15 protein-coding genes and 1 pseudogene are annotated in these 19,612 nt (G+C 65.3%); 9 read left to right on the top strand and 7 right to left on the bottom strand.

Annotation, left to right across the window (positions count from 1 at the left end; genetic code table 11):
* Positions 1 to 6: 6 nt before the first annotated feature.
* From XH92_RS31590 to XH92_RS31580, 3 genes are all read left to right on the top strand, one after another.
* The gene (locus tag XH92_RS31590; protein WP_194455621.1) at positions 7 to 1,215 is read left to right on the top strand and encodes a dihydrodipicolinate synthase family protein; all 1,209 of its coding nucleotides are present in this window, start codon (positions 7 to 9) and stop codon (positions 1,213 to 1,215) included.
* Positions 1,215 to 2,078 carry a sugar phosphate isomerase/epimerase gene (locus XH92_RS31585; RefSeq protein WP_194455620.1) on the top strand — a complete coding sequence of 288 codons (864 nt, stop codon included), beginning with the start codon at positions 1,215 to 1,217 and terminating at the stop codon, positions 2,076 to 2,078. Before XH92_RS31590 ends, XH92_RS31585 begins: the two co-directional genes overlap by 1 nt.
* A gap of 114 nt (positions 2,079 to 2,192) precedes the next feature.
* Positions 2,193 to 3,338 (top strand): alpha-hydroxy acid oxidase, encoded by a 1,146-nt coding sequence (locus XH92_RS31580; RefSeq protein WP_194455619.1) that lies wholly within the window; start codon positions 2,193 to 2,195, stop codon positions 3,336 to 3,338.
* A gap of 24 nt (positions 3,339 to 3,362) precedes the next feature.
* Here the strand turns inward: XH92_RS31580 and XH92_RS31575 are convergent, their stop codons facing one another.
* The 4 genes from XH92_RS31575 to XH92_RS31560 form a co-directional block, all read right to left on the bottom strand.
* Entirely contained in the window at positions 3,363 to 4,055 is a 693-nt protein-coding gene (locus XH92_RS31575) for a potassium channel family protein (RefSeq protein ID WP_194455618.1), read from the bottom strand.
* A gap of 126 nt (positions 4,056 to 4,181) precedes the next feature.
* A complete protein-coding gene (locus XH92_RS31570; RefSeq protein ID WP_246787761.1) occupies positions 4,182 to 5,591 on the bottom strand; it encodes a Spy/CpxP family protein refolding chaperone in 1,410 nt (469 codons plus the stop codon).
* 524 nt (positions 5,592 to 6,115) lie between these two features.
* The gene (rocD, locus tag XH92_RS31565) at positions 6,116 to 7,330 is read right to left on the bottom strand and encodes an ornithine--oxo-acid transaminase (RefSeq protein ID WP_194455617.1); all 1,215 of its coding nucleotides are present in this window, start codon (positions 7,328 to 7,330) and stop codon (positions 6,116 to 6,118) included.
* A 122-nt stretch (positions 7,331 to 7,452) separates the two neighbouring features.
* Positions 7,453 to 8,676 carry a cytochrome P450 gene (locus tag XH92_RS31560; protein ID WP_194455616.1) on the bottom strand — a complete coding sequence of 408 codons (1,224 nt, stop codon included), beginning with the start codon at positions 8,674 to 8,676 and terminating at the stop codon, positions 7,453 to 7,455.
* Between the two features lie 208 nt (positions 8,677 to 8,884).
* Here XH92_RS31560 and XH92_RS31555 point away from each other — a divergent pair, with 208 nt between their 5' ends.
* The 6 genes and pseudogenes from XH92_RS31555 to XH92_RS31530 all read left to right on the top strand — a co-directional run bounded on the left by XH92_RS31555 (position 8,885) and on the right by XH92_RS31530 (position 16,088).
* Positions 8,885 to 9,418: a thiamine pyrophosphate-binding protein gene (locus tag XH92_RS31555; protein ID WP_194455615.1), complete on the top strand. Its 534-nt coding sequence runs from the start codon at positions 8,885 to 8,887 to the stop codon at positions 9,416 to 9,418.
* Positions 9,415 to 10,005: a thiamine pyrophosphate-dependent enzyme gene (locus tag XH92_RS31550; protein ID WP_194455614.1), complete on the top strand. Its 591-nt coding sequence runs from the start codon at positions 9,415 to 9,417 to the stop codon at positions 10,003 to 10,005. Before XH92_RS31555 ends, XH92_RS31550 begins: the two co-directional genes overlap by 4 nt.
* 64 nt (positions 10,006 to 10,069) lie before the next feature.
* Positions 10,070 to 10,771: a TetR/AcrR family transcriptional regulator gene (locus XH92_RS31545; protein WP_194455613.1), complete on the top strand. Its 702-nt coding sequence runs from the start codon at positions 10,070 to 10,072 to the stop codon at positions 10,769 to 10,771.
* Position 10,772: 1 nt separating this feature from the next.
* Positions 10,773 to 11,966, top strand: coding sequence for an efflux RND transporter periplasmic adaptor subunit (locus tag XH92_RS31540; RefSeq protein ID WP_194455612.1), 1,194 nt, complete (start codon positions 10,773 to 10,775; stop codon positions 11,964 to 11,966).
* A 173-nt stretch (positions 11,967 to 12,139) separates the two neighbouring features.
* Entirely contained in the window at positions 12,140 to 15,241 is a 3,102-nt protein-coding gene (locus XH92_RS31535) for a multidrug efflux RND transporter permease subunit (RefSeq protein ID WP_194455611.1), read from the top strand.
* 104 nt (positions 15,242 to 15,345) lie between these two features.
* Positions 15,346 to 16,088 (top strand): annotated as a pseudogene (locus tag XH92_RS31530) (hypothetical protein).
* 136 nt (positions 16,089 to 16,224) lie between these two features.
* Here XH92_RS31530 and XH92_RS31525 read toward each other — a convergent pair.
* Genes XH92_RS31525 through XH92_RS31515 form a run of 3 tightly spaced genes read right to left on the bottom strand, consistent with a single transcriptional unit; the run spans position 16,225 to position 19,604 of the window.
* Positions 16,225 to 17,115 (bottom strand): ABC transporter permease, encoded by an 891-nt coding sequence (locus tag XH92_RS31525; RefSeq protein ID WP_194455610.1) that lies wholly within the window; start codon positions 17,113 to 17,115, stop codon positions 16,225 to 16,227.
* 4 nt (positions 17,116 to 17,119) lie between these two features.
* On the bottom strand, positions 17,120 to 18,061 hold the full coding sequence (locus tag XH92_RS31520) for an ABC transporter permease (RefSeq protein WP_194455609.1): 942 nt from the start codon (positions 18,059 to 18,061) through the stop codon (positions 17,120 to 17,122).
* Between the two features lie 31 nt (positions 18,062 to 18,092).
* Positions 18,093 to 19,604: an ABC transporter substrate-binding protein gene (locus XH92_RS31515; protein ID WP_194455608.1), complete on the bottom strand. Its 1,512-nt coding sequence runs from the start codon at positions 19,602 to 19,604 to the stop codon at positions 18,093 to 18,095.
* Positions 19,605 to 19,612: the final 8 nt, after the last annotated feature.

The following is a 19,612-nucleotide window of genomic DNA, read 5'->3' as shown; positions in this document are numbered from 1 at the left end:
GTTGTCATGAACAAGCCGGTCAGGCCCAAGCCTATCCTGACAAAGTCATCGTTGTCGCTGAAGCTGCCGACTGCCGATGGCGGCCTCGAGACCTATCGCCTCGCGGCGTCGCGGACCTTTCCGGCGAAGCTCGAGGGCACGCTCAATCGTGTGGCGTTCTCCGCCGCCCATGTGGTGGCCGATCCGCGCGCCGACGTCGATCCCTGGCTGACGGCTGCAATCGACTGGGACAAGACGATCGCGTTTCGTGAGCACGTCTGGGATCTCGGCCTCGGCGTTGCCGAGGCGATGGACACCGCGCAGCGCGGCATGGGCCTGGATTGGGCCACCTCGCTCGAATTGATCCAGCGCTCGGTGAACGCGGCAAAGGCCAAGGGTAGCGCGCTGGTGTTCTCCGGCGCCGGCACCGACCACCTCGCGGTGGAAGATGCCAGGTCGATCGACGACGTGATCCGTGCCTATGAGGAGCAGATCGCGGCGGTCGAAAAGGCCGGCGGCCGCATCATCCTGATGGCCTCGCGCGCGCTGGCCAAGCTCGGCAGGAATGTGGAGGATTACGCCAAGGTATATGACCGCGTGCTGTCGCAGGTCCGCGAGCCCGTGATCATCCACTGGCTCGGCGACATGTTCGATCCGGCGCTGTCAGGCTATTGGGGCTCCGCCGATCTCGACAAGGCGATGGACACGGCGGTCGCGATCATCAACGCCGATGCGGCCAAGGTCGATGGCGTCAAGGTGTCGCTGCTCGACAAGCAGCGCGAGATCGACATGCGGCGGCGGCTCGATCCGCGCGTGAAGATGTACACCGGCGACGACTTCAACTACGCGGAGCTGATCGCGGGCGACGACAAGGGATTTTCCCATGCGCTGCTCGGCATCTTCGACGCGATCGCGCCCGCGGCGTCCTACGCACTGTCGCGGCTCGCTGCGGGCGACGAGGCCGGCTTCCACGACGTGCTGGGACCAACGGTGCCGCTGTCGCGCCACATCTTCAAGGCGCCGACCCGCTTCTACAAGACCGGCATCGTGTTCATGGCCTACCTCAACGGGCACCAGGATCACTTCACGATGGTCGGCGGACAGGAGAGTGCGCGCTCGACCCTGCATCTCGCCGAGCTGTTCCGGCTCGCCGACCAGGCGGGACTGCTCGCCAATCCGGAGCTCGCGACGCGCCGGATGACGACGATCCTGGCCACCCGAGGTATCGACGCCTGATGCGCGACTTCTCCAACGATCACCGCTGGCTGTCGCTGAACACGGCGACCGTCCGCAAGCAGGGCGATCTCCTCGCCATCATCGAGGCCTGCGCGCGTCACGGCATCCGCGCCATCGATCCCTGGCGTGACCAGGTCGCAGCCGTCGGCCTCGACCGCGCTGCGCGTGCGGTGAAGGATGCCGGGCTCGATCTATCCGGCTATTGCCGCGGTGGCATGTTCACGGCGGATGATGCGCATCGCAGCGAAGCGCGCGACGACAACCGCCGCGCGGTCGACGAGGCGGCCGCGCTCGGTGCCTCCTGCATCGTGCTCGTGGTCGGCGGCCTGCCGCAATATTCGCGGCCGGGCAGCGCGGCGTCCAGGGACATCGCGGCAGCGCGCCATCAGGTCCATGACGGCATCGCCGAGCTGCTGGACTATGCGAAACAGGCAAAGCTTCCGCTCGCGATCGAGCCGCTGCATCCGGCCTATGCGGCCGACCGTGCCTGCGTGAACACCACGAAGCACGCGCTCGACATCTGCGATGCGCTCGATCCCGGCCGCACTGGCGCGATCGGCGTCGCGCTCGACGTCTATCACATCTGGTGGGATCCGGAGCTGAAGAGCCAGATCGCGCGCGCCGGCAAGGACCGGCTGCTCGCGTTCCACGTCTGCGACTGGCTGGTGCCGACCAGGGACATCCTCAACGACCGCGGCATGATGGGTGACGGCGTGATCGACATCAAGTCGGTGCGCGCGATGGTCGAGGCGCAGGGATTTGCCGGCTATTCGGAGATCGAGATCTTCTCGAACGACTGGTGGAGCCGGCCGCTGGACGAGGTGCTGCGGACCTGCATCGAACGGCACCGTTCGGTGGTCTGACCCAACGGCAGGTTCGGTGGACAAGGCGAAGCATGCCCGTTATTCCGGAGGCTGTGGGTGTGAACGGCAATTGGGGGCCGTCGAACGCCGCGGTCCGGACCTTCGGAGCACGACATGCGCTTGAGCCATTGCCACAATTTCCATGACTTTCGCGAGCTGGCGCGGCGGCGGCTTCCGGGGCCGATCTTCGATTACATCGACGGCGGAGCGGACGATGAGGCGACGCTTCGGCAGAACACCGCGAGCTTCGAGCGTTGCGACCTGGTGCCCAACGTCCTGCGCGGCGTGGAGAACGTCGATCTCTCGGTCACCGTGATGGGGCAGAAGCTGGCGACGCCATTCTATTGTTCGCCGACCGCGCTGCAGCGGCTGTTTCATCATCAGGGCGAACGGGCCGTCGCTGCCGCGGCTTCGAAATTCGGTACGATGTTCGGCGTGTCCTCGCTCGGCACCGTGAGCCTCGAGGAATTGCGCAAGGCCTACGCGACGCCGCAGGTCTACCAGTTCTATTTCCACCGGGACCGCGGCCTGAACACGGCGATGATGCAGCGCGCCAAGCAGGCCGGCGTCGACGTGATGATGCTAACGGTCGACAGCATCACCGGCGGCAATCGCGAGCGCGACCTGAGGACCGGGTTTTCGATTCCTTTCCGGCTCACGCTCGGCGGCATGCTGCAATTCGCCATCAAGCCTGCGTGGGCCATCAACTATGTCACCCATGAGAGCTTCAAGCTGCCGCAGCTGGATGAGCATGTCGACATGGGCGGCGGCACCATGTCGATCGGGCGCTATTTCACCGAAATGCTCGATCCGGCCATGACGTGGGACGACGTCGCGCAAATGGTCCGGCAGTGGAATGGCCAGTTCTGCCTGAAGGGCGTCATGTCGGTGGACGATGCCAAACGCGCGGTCGAGATCGGCTGCACCGGCATCATCCTGTCCAATCACGGCGGCCGGCAGCTCGATGGCTCGCGGGCGGCGTTCGATCAACTCGCCGAGATCGTCGATGCCGTGGGCGACCGGATCGACGTGATGATGGACGGCGGCATCAAGCGGGGCAGCCATGTGCTCAAGGCGCTGTCGCTGGGCGCCAAGGCCGTCGGCCTTGGACGCTTCTATCTCTATCCACTGGCATCGGCCGGCCAGGCCGGAGTCGAGCGGGCGCTTGGTCTCTTGCAGGCGGAGCTGGTGCGGGACATGCGGTTGATGGGGTGCTCCTCGATCAGCCAGCTCTCTCGCGCAAACCTGCGGTTCAGATAGCCGCCCGGCTATCCTGCATCGCGCTCACGAATCCTGATCGCTGTGCGTGATCTCGAGCGTGACGAGCCGCGCCAGCAGCGTTGCGGGATAGAGCTGGCCGAAGATCGCCTCGAGATTGCACAGGCTGCGTGCGATCGGGTGCAGCGGGGCGACGTCGCCATAGCCGGTGGTCGTCAGCGTCATGAAGCTGAAATAGATCAGCTGGTTCGCCAGCGCCGGACTGTCCTCCATCTTCATCCCGGAAAAGGCGTTCGGCAGCAGCGTGCCGATGAAGGTGTAGAGTGCCGAGAAGATCACGGCAACGGAGAGATAGAGCAAGACGGCGCCGATCACGCGGTGATAGGTGACGCGGCCCGGCGCAAACGTCGCGCGAGCCACCGTCACGGCGAGGGTGATGCCGACGATCAGCCACGAGCCGGCGAACAGATTGAGGTCGAGGATCGAGGGCGAATGCAGCCTCAGGACTCCGCCCGTGACGATCATGGCAAGCGCAACCAGCATCGCGGTGACCGCGATTGCGCTTCCCGACATCAGGAACACGCCGCCGACGAGGAACAGCGCGAGCAGCAGCTCGAAGATCTGGAATTCGAACAGGCCGAGGGCTTGGAGCGGCGCTATCACGAACATCATGATCATGATCAGGACAGTGAGCACGGTCAGCAGGGAATCGCCCCAGCGCTCGCGCAGCTCGCCGATACTCGTCCAACTGCGTTTCATTCCTGCCCCGTCATTCGACACGGCATCGGGATGCCGGTGCCGAACATTGCTGTGCGGCGGCCGCAAAGGCAAGACGGGGGACCGGTGTCGCGCGCATCGGGGCGTCAAGATCGCAGGCCGGCGGCCTCAGGGGCTCGCGACCTGCTGCAGCGTGTTGAAGCGTGCCTTCTGCTCGCTGCTCAGCGTGGCGTAGAACTTGTCCAGCGCGGGCTCGATCAGCTGCGCGGCCTTCTGCATGGCCTCGAGCCGATGCTGCATCGCCTCCAGCCGGCCGACCGGGGTCAGCGGCACGTCGTTCGGGCAGGCCGCCTGCAGGTCCGCAATGGCCCTTGTGGTCGCGTCGCTCAAGCGATCGAGCGCTTCCTTCTGCTTGCCCGCCGGATGAAGCGAGGCCTCGATCCGGTTGATCGGCAATCGGGCCAGGTCGGATTTCGAATCGCCGCAATTGCCGGATTGCGCGGTCGCTTCCTGCTGTTGCGGCGAACGCTCGCCGACATGTGGACCGAGCGCATTGAAGCGGGCCTGCTGTTCGTCGCTGAGTGAGCTGTAGAAATTCTCCAGGGCGGGCCGCACGATCTTGATCGCCTCGAGCGTCGCGCTGATGCGGTTCAGCATCGACCGCAAGCGACCGGTTGGCGTCATGGCATAGCTGTCGGTGCAAGTGTCCTTGAAGACATTGGCAGCCTCCGCCGCTGATGTCTTCAGGTCGTCCAGCAAGGCGCGCTGCTGCTGGCTCGGCCGTACCGCCCGCGCGATGTCGGCAAGCGGCCAGGCCGTGACGCCCTTGTCCGGTTCACCGCACAGCTGCTTGATGGCCAGCGGGCTCGTATCGGCGCGTTGACGGGATCGAGCGCGGCCTGCGGTCGCCGGATAATCGCCGGGCTCAATGCTGGCATAGGCGGAGTAAGGACTGTTGGTGTCCCAGAACACGGTGTCGACGAAGTCGTCATAGGCATAGGCCCAATAGCCGGGCTCGTAGGCATAGGACCAGAACGTGTAGTCGAAGATGTCTGAATAGGCGTAAGGCAGGAACACCGGGCCAAGCCATGCCACGAACGCCGCGCGGTGGCCGCGCCGCCAGGCATTCCGGGGCGCCCAGCCGCCTTGGCGCGCCGCAAGCGCCGCCTGGTCTTGCGCGCCCGCCTGCTCGCGGAAGCGTGCGGCAAATCGCTCGCGCTGGGCCGCCTGCGTCGCTGCCGTGGTCGCGGTGGCGGCCCCGACCGTCGCTGCCGGCCCCAATCGCTGCTGCCGGGAAAGATCGGCTTGCTGTGAGCGCTGCTCGCGCTGCAGCAGGCGGTTCTGCGCCTGCAGGGCACGGTCGTGGACGCGCTGCGCGCGTGCGCCCTGGACATTCTGCGACTGCAGCTGCTGCACGCGTTGCTGCAGGCGATCGATCCGGGTTTGCCGCTCCGCGGTCTGGCGCGAGAGCGTGTCACGCTGTCGCTGCTGCGCGGCCTGCTGGTGTTGCTGGGTGAGCTGCTGCCGCTGCTGCGCGCGCTGTTGAATTCGATCGGTCGGCGACGGCCGTTCGCTCAAGCGCGACGGTGGGCTCGGGCGCGATGGCGCGGCCACATGGGGAGCAGGGCGCTGCGGCGGTGCCCCACGACGGAATTCGGGTCGATGCGTTGCAACGCGTGGCGCGGTGATATGGGGAGCCTGGCGCGGTGATGGAGCGGCGAAATGCGGCGCCGGGCGCGGCGCCATCGCCGGTCGCTGCGGGGCATGGAACGCAGGTGCGGCCGGCCGAGTCATTGCAGGCGGTCTTGCCATTGCAGGCGGGGCGGCGTGCACCATCGGCGCGGAAGGACGCGCCATCGCTGGCGGCGCGGCGGGACGTGCCGCCGCTGCTGGCGCTCCACCCTTTATGTGTTGTGGTTGGGCGGCCGCGCCGCTCGCCGCGAGCATCGCGGCACCAACGAAAAGTACAGCCAAGTAGATCCCGCGGGGAGGCATGAGCGTGGCTCTCCGTCCATTCCTGCCCGTAGAGCTTCAACGCACAGACGTCGAAATCGTTCTTGTTGGCCGTAGCCGGCGGTGCGGTCCTCCGACGCAGGGAACCGTCAGGAAACATCCTGGGTCAGGACAGCCGTGATCCGCTCCAGCGCCCAGTCGACTTGGTCGGCCGTGATCACCAGCGGCGGGGCGATGCGGATGGTGTGCTCGTGGGTATCCTTGGCGAGGATGCCACGTGCTTGCAGCGCCAGGCAGTAGCGGCGGGCGCCGCCGGCTTCCGGGTGGAGTTCGATCGCCAGCATCAGACCGCGCCCGCGCACCTCGCGGATGACGTTGGCGCGGATGTCCTGCAGTCCGGCGAGAAAGCGCGCACCCTGTTGCGCCGCGTTCTCGATCATCCCTTCCTCGACCAGCACCCGCAGCGCTGCGCGTGCCACCGCGCAGGCCAACGGGTTGCCGCCGAAGGTCGAACCGTGCTGGCCCGGCCGCAGCGTGCCGAGCACGGCATTGTTCGAGAGCACCGCCGACACCGGATAGAAGCCGCCCGACAGCGCCTTGCCGAGCAGCGTCACGTCGGCCTCGATGCCCTCGTGCTGCTCGGCGAGCAGCTTGCCGGTTCGGCCGAGCCCGGTCTGGATCTCGTCGAGCACGAGCATCACGTTGCGCGCCGTGCACAGCTCGCGCACGCGGGCGAAATAGCCCGGCGGGGGAATGATGACGCCGGCTTCACCCTGGACCGGCTCGACCAGGAAGGCCGCGGTGTTCGGCGTGATCGCCTGCTCGAGTGCCGCGGCATCGCCGAACGGGATGATCTTGAAGCCTGGCGCGAACGGGCCGAAATGGTCGCGCGATCCCGGGTCGGTCGAGAAGCCGACGATGCCGAGCGTGCGTCCGTGAAAATTATTGGCGCAGACGATGATCTCGGCCTGCCCGTCCGGCACGCCCTTGACCTCATAGGCCCATTTGCGCACCGACTTGATCGCGCTCTCCACCGCCTCGGCGCCGCTGTTCATCGGCAGCACCTTGTGCGAGCCGGTCAGCTCCGCGAGCTCGCGGTAGAACGGAGCGAGCTGGTCGTTGTGGAAGGCGCGCGAGGTCAGCGTCAGCCGACGCGCCTGCTCGATCATTGCTGCCAGGATCTTCGGATGACAGTGGCCCTGACTCACCGCCGAATAGGCGGAGAGGCAGTCGAGATACCGGTTGCCGTCGGTGTCCCAGACCCAGATGCCTTCGCCGCGGGACAGCACGACCCCGATCGGCTCGTAATTGTAGGTGCCGAACCGCGCTTCGGTTGCGAGGAGATCAGTGACCGATGGACTCATCCTGCGTCACTCCCGCTGTCGCGCACCACATTACATCAATGCGCGCCTCGCAACTGATTTGGGCATCAGTTCCTCCACAGGGAAGTAGGGTCACCGGCCAAATTCGCAGGGGACAATGCTCGCTATGCGTTGATGCTGCAGGGCACGCTGAGGAAGCCGCGGAAGCGCACCCGGCCGCCGCGCACCGGCTCGCCGTCGAGCGCGTAGTTCGGGAAGCGTGCCAGGAAGCGCGAAATCGCAATGGCGCCTTCGAGCCGCGCCAGCGCCATCCCCGCGCATTGATGCGCGCCGGTGCCGAAGGCGAGGTGACGGTTCGGCGTGCGTGCGACGTCGAAGCCTTCGGGATTGGGGAATTGTGCGGGGTCGCGGTTGGCGGCGCCGATGCACAGCGTGACCAGCGTGCCGGGGGGCATCTTGATCCCGCCGAGCTCGGTCTCCTCGACGATCATGCGGTTGCCGAGCTGGTTCGAGCTCTCGTAGCGCAGCATCTCCTCGACCGCGGTCTTGATCAGATCAGGCTGCGCGAGCAGCCGCTGCTTCTCATCGGGATATTGGGTGAGCGTCATAAGCCCGTTGCCGATCAGGTTGGTCGTGGTCTCGTGGCCGGCGTTGAGCAGGAAGATGCAGTTGTGCAGCAATTCCTTCGCGGTCAGCCGCTCGCCATTGTCCTCACCCTGGATCAGCCGGGTCAGCACGTCGCGTTCGGGATTGCCCGGCTTGGCGCGGCGGCGTTCGACCAGGGTTTCGAGATAGGCGAGGAAATCCTTCACCGCGTCATTGCCGCGGTCGAACGCCTCCTTGCCGATCACGGGCTCCAGCGCGCCCAGGATCGCCAGCGACCAGTCGCGCAGCGGTTCGCGTTCGTCGTGCGGCACGTCGAGCAGATTGCCGATCACCTCGACCGGAATTGCCGAGGCGAAGTCGCCGATCAGCTCGAAGCGGTCGCGGGTCTCGATCCGGTCGAGCAGGCTGTCGACCAGCGCGATGAGATCGGGCTCCATGCCGGCGATCGCGCGCGGCGACAAGGCGCCCATGATCAATCGCCGCACGCGGGTGTGCGCCGGCGGGTCGTTGAAGACGAGGCTGGTCGTGTGGTGCTCGTAGAGCAGCGAGTTGCCGTATTTCGGCAAGAACTCCTTCTTCTTGTCGGAGGAGAACGTCTTCGTGTTCTTGTAGGCGGCGATCAGGTCGTCGTAGCGGGTGAGGAAATAGCAGCCGTTCGGCAGCCGCTTGACCGGTGCGTGCTCGCGCAGCGCGCGATAGGTCGGGTAGGGGTTGGCGTAGAACTCCGGCGTCAGCTTTTCCAGGTCGAAGCCGTCAGCCAGCTCTTGGGCGTGCCCGTTCATGGCGGATATCCAACCCTTATTAGTTTCATTTGCAACTATCGTAAGCTGCGGGCGGCGGCCATGCAATACAATTTGCGGGCACCGGGAGCAGCGTACCGCGCGCCGCGCGATGCGAGTAAATCGCAGAGCCATATGCGGTATTGCGCTTTGATGAAGCGCGCGCGCCCCTCTACAGTCGCGGCCAAACAACAGAGAGCCGGAAACGCCGATGCATGCCCGAGCCGAGTCCGCGGCCGCCTGGCCCGAGGGGATTTTTTCGATATTGCAGCGCTTCGAGGTGCGCCAGGTGCCCTACGTGCCGGACGCCGGGCATTCGGAACTGATCGAGCGCGTGCTGGGATCGTCCTCGATGCGCGGCATTGCGCTGACCACGGAGGAAGAAGGCGTCGCGCTGCTCGCAGGCGCCTGGGCCGGCGGCCAGCGCGGCGTGCTGCTGATGCAATCCAGCGGCGTCGGCAATTGCATCAACATGCTGTCGCTGGTGCAGATCTTCCGCCTGCCGTTCCTCACGCTGGTGACGATGCGCGGCGAATGGGGCGAGTTCAATCCATGGCAGGTGCCTATGGGTTCGAACACGCAAGGCATTCTCGAGCTGTCGGGGATCAAGGTGTTGCGTGCCTCGCGTCCAGACGAGGTGCGCGAGGTCGTCGAAGCCGGCGCGGCGCAAGCCTACAACGCCTGCACGCCAACCGCCGTGCTGCTGTCGCAGCGCCTGATCGGGGCAAAGGTCTTCACCAAATGAGCAAAGCCAATCTCCTCGACCGCCGCGCCGTGGTTTCCGAACTGCTGAGGGATCGCAAGGGCGCCTTCGCCGTCGGCGGCCTCGGTGCCTCGACCTATGACATCGCCGCCGCCGGCGACCACGACCGCAACTTCTATCTCTGGGGCGGCATGGGCGGCGCCGTGATGATCGGGCTCGGCCTGGCGCTGGCCCAGCCGACATTGCCGGTCGTCGTGATCACCGGCGACGGCGAGATGCTGATGGGGATGGGAAGCCTCGCCACCGTCGGCCTGCAGCAGCCCAAAAATCTCTCGATCGTCGTGTTGGACAATGAGGCCTATGGCGAGACCGGCGGCCAGGCCAGCCACACCGGCGGAACCGCCGACCTCGTGGGTGTTGCCAAAGCATGCGGAATCGGTGATAGCCGGGCGATCTCCACGATGGCTGAGGTCGAGGCTTTTGCCTCGTCTTTGCAAGATGTTACGGCGGGGCCGCGGTTCGCCAGCGCAAAGATCGACGGGGCCAATCTGGAGCGCGTGCTGTCCAGCCGCGACGGCACCTACCTCGTCAACCGCATCAGAGGGTCGATCGGCCACACTCCTATTTAAAGTGGCTTTCGCGGTGCAATAGAACCTTGACTTTTGGTAAAGTGAGTGATTACTCACGACCCAAATGTCTACCTTACGCATGACGAGTGACTTGCGGCGTCAGTTGATCCTGAGCGCCGCAAAGCGGTGTTTCGCCCGCAACGGCTTTGCCGGCACCACGACAAAGAGCGTGGCGGCCGCGGCTGCCATTTCGGAAGGGCTGCTGTTCAAGCACTTCCCGTCCAAGGCTGCGCTCTACGCCGAGATCCTTGCCGAGGAGTGCGAGGCGGATCCCGATCTCGCCCATCTGCTCGGGCAGGAGCCGTCGACTGCGACGCTGGTCGAACTGGTGCAGGGCATGGTCGGCCACTTCATGCAACTGCGCGACGCGCCGGACCAGGAAGAGGCGCAGCGGATGCGGCTGATGGTGACGAGCCATCTCGACGACGGCGAGTTTGCGCGCCTGCTCTACGACAAGGTCGGCAAGCTGATCGGTCCGACCTTCGCCGCCTCGCTCGATCGGGCGATCGCCGCCGGCGAGGCGACGCGGATCGGCGACGAGCCGCTCAACCTGTTCTGGTTTGCGCACCATACCGTGCTTATGGGCGCACTGACGCAGCTGCCTGCGACACCTTGTCTCCCCTATGGGGATGCCGCCGCGGCCGAGCGGCAGCTCTGCCAGTTCATTCTTCGCGGCATCGGACTTACCGAAGCCGCAATTTCAACTCATTTGGGCCGCCAGCCGTCGCCGAGCGCAGGAACGTCGGTAACTGCAGAAAGTGCATGACATGAATATCCAGACCGAAAGCCACATCTCGGGGCAACCGCTCAAGGAGAAGCAAGCCAAGCGCCCGGTTCGCCTGGTGCGCTGGTTCATCATCGTGGGACTGTTGCTGGCCCTGTTGGTCGGCGCGCTGGTCGGCTTCAACGCCTTCCGCAGCCACATGATCGCGCAGTTCTTCGCCAACAATAAGCCGCCGCCGTCGAACGTCACGGCCGCCGAGGCGAAGACGGAAGTGATTCCGAACCTGTTGACCGCCGTCGGCGATCTCGTCGCCGTGCATCAGGTTAATGTCACGACCGACGTGCCGGGCCGCATCACCGAGATCCTGTTCACCGCCGGCAGCCATGTGAAGGCAGGCACGCCGCTGGTGCAGCTGTTCGACGCACCGGAGCAGGGCGACCTCGCCAGCTTCAAGGCGCAGGCGACCGTGGGCGAGCAGCAGCTCGACCGCGCCAAGCAGCTTGCGTCACGCCAGTTCGGACCGCAGTCGACCGTCGATACGGCGCAGGCGACCTACGACCAGGCCAAGGCCGGCATTGCCAAGACCGAAGCGCTGATCTCGCAGAAGCTGGTCCGCGCGCCGTTCGAAGGCGATCTCGGCGTTCGCCAGGTCGAAGTCGGCCAGTATCTGACGGCCGGCACGCAGATCGTGTCGCTGACCGATCTGTCGGTGCTGTACGCCAACCTGACCGTGACCGAGAAGCAGAGCTCGCAGATCAAGGTCGGCCAGGCCGTGCGGGTCGCGGTGGACGCTTATCCGGGCCGCACCTTCGAGGGCAAGATCACGACCATCGAGCCGCAGATCGCGACCGAAACCCGCAACATCCGGGTGCAGGCCACGATCCAGAATCCGGACAGCATCCTCAAGCCGGGCATGTTCGCGACCACCACGATCGTGCTGCCTGAGAAGCCGCCGGTCGTGACCATTCCCGAGACCGCGGTCGACTACACGCTGTACGGCGACTCCGTGTTCCTGATCACGGAGAAGAAGGGCGAGGACGGCAAGACCACGCTGACCGCCGACCGCACCTTCGTGAAGACCGGCAACCGCGTCGAAGGCCGCGTCGAGATCCTCAAGGGCCTGAAGGCCGGGGACAAGGTCGTGGCCGTCGGCCAGATCAAGCTGCAGTCGGGCATGGCGGTCGCCATCTCGACCGATCCGCCGCCGCCGGTTCCGGCCGAGCCGCCGCGCTACTAGAGCGTTTTCGAGCGAAGTGGACACCGGTTCGCGTGAAGAAAACGCGTCAAAATAAGAAGTCAGAGCTTCGGCAATTCAAGGCGAAGCTCTGATCCCGATCATCAACCCGGAGGGCCGACTGGCCCTCCGCCACATGTTGCCGCAAACGGCAGACAACACGAATCGAGTTGGCGATGGCCTTCACTGATATTTTCATCAAGCGCCCGGTGCTGTCGGTCGTCGTCAGCCTGCTGATCCTCCTGATCGGCTTGCGCGCGGCGATGGTGCTGCCGATCCGGCAATATCCGAACCTGTCGAATACCGTGGTGACGATCACGACGTCCTATCCCGGCGCGTCGCCGGAGCTGATCAACGGCTTCATCACCACGCCGATCGAGCAGGCCGTCGCGTCGGCCGAAGGCGTCGACTATATGACGTCGAACTCGGTGCTCGGCACCTCGACGATCCAGGTCTACGTCAAGCTCAACCACGATCCGAACCAGGCGCTGACCGAAGTGCTCGCCAAGGTCAACTCGGTCAAATACCTGATCCCGAAGGAAGCCTTCGATCCGGTCGTGACCAAGGCGACCGGTGACACCATCGCCGTGATGTATCTCGGCTTCTCCAGCGAGGAGCTCACTGGCTCGGCGATCTCGGACTATCTGACCCGCGTCGTGCAGCCGGTGCTGTCGACGGTCGACGGCGTCGCATCGGCCGACATCCTCGGCGGCCAGACCTTCGCGATGCGCGTCTGGCTCGATCCGACCCGCATGGCCGGACGCGGCGTGTCGCCCAACGACGTTGCGGCTGCGATCGCCGCCAACAACTTCCAGGCCGCCGCCGGCCAGACCAAGGGCTTCTTCATCGTCTCCAACGTCTCGGCAAATACCGACCTTCAGAACATCGATCAGTTCAAGCGAATGATCGTGAAGGCGAAGGACGGCGGCTTCGTGCGCATCGAGGACATCGCGACGGTGGAGCTCGCGGCGCAGTCGACCGACGCCAGCGTCGCCTTCAACGGCGAGCATGCGATCTTCATCGGCATCAAGGCGACGCCGCAGGGCAACCCGCTGACCCTCGTGAAGGGCGTGCGCGCGCTGTTCCCCGACCTCGAGCGCAACCTGCCGCCTTCGATGAAGATGAAGGTGGCCTACGACTCCACCAAGTTCATCCAATCGTCGATCGACGAGGTCGAGAAGACGCTGACCGAAGCAGTCCTGATCGTCGTCGTCGTCATCTTCCTGTTCCTGGCCTCGCTGCGCTCGGTGATCATCCCCGTCGTCACCATTCCGCTGTCGCTGATCGGCGTCTGCATCCTGATGCTGGCCGCAGGCTTCAGCTTCAACCTGCTGACGCTGCTGGCGATGGTGCTGGCGATCGGTCTCGTGGTCGACGACGCCATCGTGGTGGTGGAGAACATCCATCGACATCTCGAGGAGGGCCTGCCACCGGTGCAGGCGTCGCTGAAAGGCGCACGCGAAATCGTCGGCCCGGTCGTCTCCATGACGATCACGCTGGCCGCGGTGTACGCGCCGATCGGCTTCCTCGGCGGCGTGACCGGCACGCTGTTCCGCGAATTCGCCTTCACGCTGGCCGGCTCGGTGATCGTGTCGGGCGTGATCGCGCTGACTCTGTCGCCGATGATGTGCTCGGTGTTCCTGAAGAGCGCGGAAGAGGGGCGGTTCGCCAAGCTGGTCAATCGCGTGTTCGGCGCGGTGACGCGTGCCTATGGCCGCCAGCTCGACCGTTCGCTCGACTACCGTCCGATCACGGCGCTGTTCGCCGTGACCATCCTCGGTCTGGTCGGCTTCCTCTACATGCACATCCAGAAGGAGCTGGCGCCGCAGGAAGACCAGGGCATCGTGTTCGCGGTGACCAAGGCGCCGAAATACGCCAACATCGACTACATCGATTTCTACGGCGACAAGATGGACAAGGAGTTCCAGAAGTTTCCCGAGACCGACCTGCGGTTCATCCTGAACGGCATCACCGGTCCGCAGGGCGGCTTCGCCGGCATGCTGCTCAAGCCGTGGGATGAGCGCAAGCGCTCGGCCCAGACGCTGCAGCCGCTGGTGCAGGCCGAGCTGTCGAAGATCGAAGGCGTCAGCGCGTTCGCGTTCAGCCTGCCGCCATTGCCCGGCGGTCCCGGCGGCCTGCCGGTGCAGATGGTGATCTCTTCGACGGCCGGATTCCAGCAGGTGTTCGACCAGATGAACAAGCTGAAGGCTGCCGCGCGCCAGAGCGGCCTGTTCATCGTCACCGACAGCGACCTCGACTTCAACCAGCCGGTGGTCCGCGTGAAGGTCGATCGCTCCAAGGCGAGTGACCTCGGCATCACCATGCAGTCGATCGGCGGCGCGCTGGCGACGCTGCTCGGCGGCAACTACGTCAACCGCTTCAACCTCGAGGGGCGCTCCTACCAGGTGATCCCGCAGGTGCCGCGCGCCAGCCGGCTCGCGCCTGAGGCATTCAACGATTACTACGTTCCCACCGCCACCGGGCAGCTGGTGCGGCTGTCCACCGTGGTGTCGGTCGAGACCGGCGTCGATCCGAACGCGCTGACCCACTACAACCAGCTCAACTCGTCGACCTTCCAGGCGGTGCCGATGCCCGGCGTGTCGATGGGCCAGGCGGTCGAGTTCCTGCAGGGTGAAGCCAAGAAGCTGCCGTCCGGCTTCAGCTATGACTTCCTGGCCGACTCCCGGCAATACGTCCATGAAGGCAACCAGCTGCTGGTCACCTTCGCGTTCGCCATCATCATCATCTTCCTGGTGCTGGCGGCGCAGTTCGAGAGCCTGCGCGATCCGTTCGTGATCATGATCTCGGTGCCGATGGCAATCGTCGGCGCCCTGATCCCGCTGTTCTTCGGCGTCGCCACCATGAACATCTACACTCAGGTGGGCCTCTTGACGCTGGTCGGACTGATCACCAAGCACGGCATCCTGATGGTGGAGTTCGCCAACGAGTTGCAGCTCAACGAGGGGCTGGACCGCCGTTCGGCGATCGAGATGTCGGCCCGGATTCGTCTGCGTCCGATCCTGATGACGACGGCGGCGATGGTCACCGGCCTGCTGCCGCTGCTCACCGCCTCGGGCGCCGGCGCCGCCAGCCGCTTCTCGATCGGGCTCGTCGTCGTCACCGGCATGACGATCGGCACGCTGTTCACGCTGTTCGTGCTGCCGATGGTCTACACGGTGATCGCGACCGACCACCAGGCCGCGGCCCGTTCCGACCGCGCCAAGCAGATCGCCGACTACGAGCTCGAAGGCCGCGGCGGCGCGTTGAAACCGACCTGAGCCCTCCAAGCTCATGCTCGCAGGAAAGGCGGCACTGGCGAAAGCCACTGCCGCCTTTTCTTTGTCTCGTGCTAGCCTCACCGCAAGATTGGGAGGAAACAGGCATGGCGAGCGAGTTTGCGGCGGGCAATTACCGGTTCATTCCGGCCGTGTTCCAATATTCAAGCGGCGCGCAGGCGAACGCCGGCTATGAGATCGAGCGGGTGCGCTTCGATCGCTTGGTGCCGCTTGCGGAAGGCTTTGCGCGGATTGCGGCCTACATCAAGGACGCCGGCCGGCCGCTGACCGCGTTCTGCGCCTGCGAATTGCGTTCGCCGGCTGCCTTTACCGAGGACGGCTTCCGCGCCTTCAACCAGCACTACGTCAAGACGCTCGCCGAGTGGGCCTGTTCGACGGCACCATCAATCCGGTCGCGCGCAGCAACGTCTGCCCCGAGATCGATCCGCCGGCCGAGCCGTCGTTCCATGCCTTCTCGTTCACGCGGCCGAGCACGAGCACGTCGCCGTCCTTCGTGATCGCGGGCGGCGCCGAGGCCCGCAGCGGCACGGCCAGCTATCCCGACCGCATCGTTTGCTACCGCGATCTCAGCCCCGGCGCGTGGCGGGAGAAGGTCCGCTTCACCGCCGGCGAGATGGAGCGCCGCCTTGCCGAGTTCAGCTTCGGCTGGCAGGAGACGACGGCGGTGCAGGCCTACACCGTGCACGACATCCATCCCGTGGTCGTCGACGAGCTGGTCCGCCGCGGCGCCACCCGCTCGGGCCTGACCTGGCACTTCTGCCGCCCGCCGGTGGTCGATCTCGAATACGAGATGGATTGCAGGAGGGTGTTGCGCGAGGTGGTGATCTAGGGCGAGCCGCGCGGTCTGCAAGACCCGTCATCCTGAGGAGCCGCGAAGCGGCGTCTCGAAGGATGCACGGCCACAGTCGGGCCGTCGTGCTTCGAGACGGCCGCTGCGCGGCCTCCTCAGCATGACGGTGAGAGATTTACCGCGCCTTCGGATCCAGCGCGTCGCGCAGGCCGTCGCCGACCAGGTTGAACGACAGCACGACCAGGAAGATCGCGAGCCCCGGCCAGACCGCGATCCATGGTGCGCTGGTCAGGAAGCGCTGCGCGGCGTTGAGCATGCTGCCCCAGGACGGCGCCGGTGGCTGCTGGCCGAGGCCGAGGAAGGAGAGTGCGGCCTCGGCAATGATCGCGGCGGCGATCGACAGCGTGGCCTGCACCAGCAGCGCCGGGAGGATGTTGGGCAGGATGTGGACCAGCGCGATGCGCCAGCGCGGGTTGCCCATGGCGCGCGCCGCCTCGACATAGTCCTCGACCTTGACGCTCATCACCTGGCCGCGGGTCAGGCGGATGAAGATCGGGGTCGCCGAGACGCCGATCGCGATCATCGCATTGCCGAGGCTCGGGCCGAGGAACGCCGCGAGCGCGATCGCCAGGATCAGGAACGGGCAGGCCAGCATCGCGTCGGTGAGGCGGCTGATCAACGCGTCGATGAAGCCGCCGCGATAGCCGGCGACGAGGCCGAGCGGCACGCCGATCGCAAGCGCGATACTAACCGAGATGACGCCGGCAAGCAGCGAGGCGCGGGCGCCGAACACGACGCGGGCGAGCACGTCGCGGCCGAGTTCGTCGGTGCCGAACCAGTGCTGTGCCGACGGCGCCTTGCGCACCAGCGACCAGCTCGTCGCGATCGGATCATAGGGCACGATCAGTGGCGCCAAGCCGGCGAGCAGGATGAAGAGCGCGATCACCGCAAGGCCGAGCACGGCGCCCTTGCGCCGGATCAGCCGCCGCCAGGCGCGCCGTGCCGGACTCTCCAACGTCTCTGTGGCGGCAAGTGAAGCTGATGTGCCGAGTACTGCGTCCGTCATCCGATCAGCCCCTCAGCCGCGGATTGACCAGGATATAGGCGATGTCGGCGATCAAGTTGAGCGTGATGTAGATCGTGGCCGTCGTCAGCACCACGCCCTGCACGACGGCATAGTCGCGGTTGAACACGGCATCGACGATCAGCTTGCCGAAACCCGGGATCGAGAAGATCTGCTCGGTGAGCACCGCACCCGACAGCAGCGTGCCGAGCTCGAGCGCGCCGAGCGTGATGATCGGTGTCAGCGCGTTGCGCATCGCATGCTTGAGGATCACCGTGTGCTCGGACAGGCCCTTCGCCCGCGCGGTGCGGACATAGTCGCTTTCCAGCACCTGGAGCATGGCGCTTCGCGTATGCCGCATCAGGATCGCGGCGATCGCATTGCCGAGCACGAAGGCGGGCATGACGGATGCGGCAAGGCTCGCGCGCCAGTTTTCGCTGAGCGGCACATAGCCGGACGCCGGCAGCCAGCCGAGTTCGACGGAGAACAGGAAGATCAGCATGATGCCGAGCCAGAAATTCGGCGTCGAGATACCCCACAGCGCGAACAAATTGGCGCCATAGTCCCACGCCGTGCCTTTCTTCACCGCCGAGATGATGCCGGCAGGAATGCCGATCAGGAAGGCGACCACGATCGCCATGCCGGCGATTTGCATCGTGACCGGCAGCTTCTGCGCGATCAGGCTCGACACCGGCATCTTGTTGCGCAGGGATTCGCCGAGGTCGCCCGTGAGCACGCCCTTGACCCAATAGGCGTATTGCACCGGGATCGGTTGATCCAGGTGGTATTGCCGGCGGATCTGCTCGATCACGGCCGGATCGCGCTCCTCGCCGGCCATCACGAGTGCCGGATCGCCGGGCAGCAGATGTTGCAGCGAGAAGATCAGGAGCGAGACGAAGAACAGCGTCGGGACCAGCTGAACCAGCCGCTTGGCGAGGAAGTTCAGCATTGTCGGCCCCGCGTGTCCTGCGCTGTGGCGATCATTTCAATTTCAGCCCGACCACGCGCACCAATCCATCCGGCATCTGCCGATAACCCTCGACCTTGGTGGAGTGCGCGATCAGGAGTGTGCGGTGATAGATGTAGATGATCGGCTCGTCGTTGAGCACGATCCTCGTCATCTTCTTGTAGATCGCCTTGCGCTGGGCGGGATCGTTGATCAGCCGCGCATCTTCCATCAGCTTGTCGGCTTCCGCGTTGGAATAGCCGCCGTCGTTCTGCGGCGCCTTGGTGTGCAGGAAGACATAGGAATTGCCGTCAGGATCGATCCGGCCGCTCCAGTTGATCTGGAACACCTGAAATTCGCCAGCCTGGGCCTGCTTGAACGTCGTCGCAAATTCGACCACGCGGATCTTGATGTCGAAGCCTGCTTCGGCCGCCATCGACTGCACGACCTGGGCCACGGCTTCGTTCTCGGCGCCTTTGGGGACCATGTAGTCGATGGCGACGGGCAGCGTGACGCCGGCCTCCTTCAGCAGCGCCTTGGCCTTGGCAATGTCGCGTCCCCGAACCGGAAACGCCTTCTGATAGTAAGGATGCACCGGGCTGACCCACTGATTGCCCGGCGTGAACTCGCCGTTGAACACGACCTGGTTGAGCGCCTCGCGGTCGATCGACAGATCGAGCGCCTGGCGCACCCTTTCCGACTGGCTGAGCGGCCCCTTGCTCTTGTCGTTGCCGATGTTGATGGTGAGGCCGAGATAGCCGAGTTCAGGTGCGGTCGACAGCACGAGCCGCTTGTCAGCGCGGACGTCCTTGATATCGGTGGCGAGCACGCGCTCGATCAGGTCGAGCCCGCCGGATTTCAGATTGGCGAGTCGCACCGTGGCGTCGACGATGGGAAGGAACACGATGCGATCGATGAAGACGTTGTCCTTGTTCCAGTAATCCCCAAATTTCTCGAACACCATGCGGTCCTGCTGCACGCGTTCGACGAACTTGTAGGGCCCGGCGCAGACCGGATGCAGGCCGAATTTGTCGCCCGCTTCCTTCACCGCCTTCGGCGAGACCATCATGCCGGCGCGGTCGGTCAGCTGGGCGATCAGCGGCGAATAGGGTGTCTTGAGCACCAGCTTGATGGTCAGGGGATCGACGACGTCGACATGGTCGAGCGCGGCCAATTCGGGCTTGCGAAACGAGGTCGGCAGCGTGAGATGGCGCTCCAGCGAGAATTTGGCGGCTTCGGCGTCGAACGGCTCACCGTCGTGGAACTTGACGCCCGGCCGGAGCCTGATCGTCATCTCCTTGCCGTCGGCCGAGTTCTCGTAGGACAGCGCGAGCTGCGGAACGATGTTCAGCTTCTCGTCGATGTCGAACAGCTTGTCGCAGAAGGCCGAAAACACGATGCGGCCGACATAGGTGCGTCCGATCGAAGGGTCGAGGATGTCGGGGTCCTCGGCGAGCCCGATGCGAAGCGTCGTCTCGGCACGCGCGCTCGTTCCGCACCAGGTCACGAGGGCCGCCATCAGGATCGCCAAGCGCCAAAATCTCATTGCCAACC

Source organism: Bradyrhizobium sp. CCBAU 53421 (genome assembly GCF_015291625.1).
GTDB lineage: Bacteria > Pseudomonadota > Alphaproteobacteria > Rhizobiales > Xanthobacteraceae > Bradyrhizobium.
This window is presented reverse-complemented; position numbering and strand designations above follow the sequence as displayed.

What these genes read in the sequence shown, in the direction of transcription:
- XH92_RS31585 (WP_194455620.1), top strand. Translation starts at nt 1,215, where the DNA reads ATGCGCGACTTCTCCAACGATCACCGCTGGCTGTCGCTGAACACGGCG.
- XH92_RS31580 (WP_194455619.1), top strand. Translation starts at nt 2,193, where the DNA reads ATGCGCTTGAGCCATTGCCACAATTTCCATGACTTTCGCGAGCTGGCG.
- XH92_RS31590 (WP_194455621.1), top strand. Translation starts at nt 7, where the DNA reads ATGAACAAGCCGGTCAGGCCCAAGCCTATCCTGACAAAGTCATCGTTG.
- XH92_RS31520 (WP_194455609.1), bottom strand. Translation starts at nt 18,061, where the DNA reads ATGCTGAACTTCCTCGCCAAGCGGCTGGTTCAGCTGGTCCCGACGCTG.
- XH92_RS31575 (WP_194455618.1), bottom strand. Translation starts at nt 4,055, where the DNA reads ATGAAACGCAGTTGGACGAGTATCGGCGAGCTGCGCGAGCGCTGGGGC.
- XH92_RS31560 (WP_194455616.1), bottom strand. Translation starts at nt 8,676, where the DNA reads ATGAACGGGCACGCCCAAGAGCTGGCTGACGGCTTCGACCTGGAAAAG.
- XH92_RS31545 (WP_194455613.1), top strand. Translation starts at nt 10,070, where the DNA reads ATGTCTACCTTACGCATGACGAGTGACTTGCGGCGTCAGTTGATCCTG.
- rocD (WP_194455617.1), bottom strand. Translation starts at nt 7,330, where the DNA reads ATGAGTCCATCGGTCACTGATCTCCTCGCAACCGAAGCGCGGTTCGGC.
- XH92_RS31555 (WP_194455615.1), top strand. Translation starts at nt 8,885, where the DNA reads ATGCATGCCCGAGCCGAGTCCGCGGCCGCCTGGCCCGAGGGGATTTTT.
- XH92_RS31525 (WP_194455610.1), bottom strand. Translation starts at nt 17,115, where the DNA reads ATGACGGACGCAGTACTCGGCACATCAGCTTCACTTGCCGCCACAGAG.
- XH92_RS31540 (WP_194455612.1), top strand. Translation starts at nt 10,773, where the DNA reads ATGAATATCCAGACCGAAAGCCACATCTCGGGGCAACCGCTCAAGGAG.
- XH92_RS31535 (WP_194455611.1), top strand. Translation starts at nt 12,140, where the DNA reads ATGGCCTTCACTGATATTTTCATCAAGCGCCCGGTGCTGTCGGTCGTC.
- XH92_RS31550 (WP_194455614.1), top strand. Translation starts at nt 9,415, where the DNA reads ATGAGCAAAGCCAATCTCCTCGACCGCCGCGCCGTGGTTTCCGAACTG.
- XH92_RS31515 (WP_194455608.1), bottom strand. Translation starts at nt 19,604, where the DNA reads ATGAGATTTTGGCGCTTGGCGATCCTGATGGCGGCCCTCGTGACCTGG.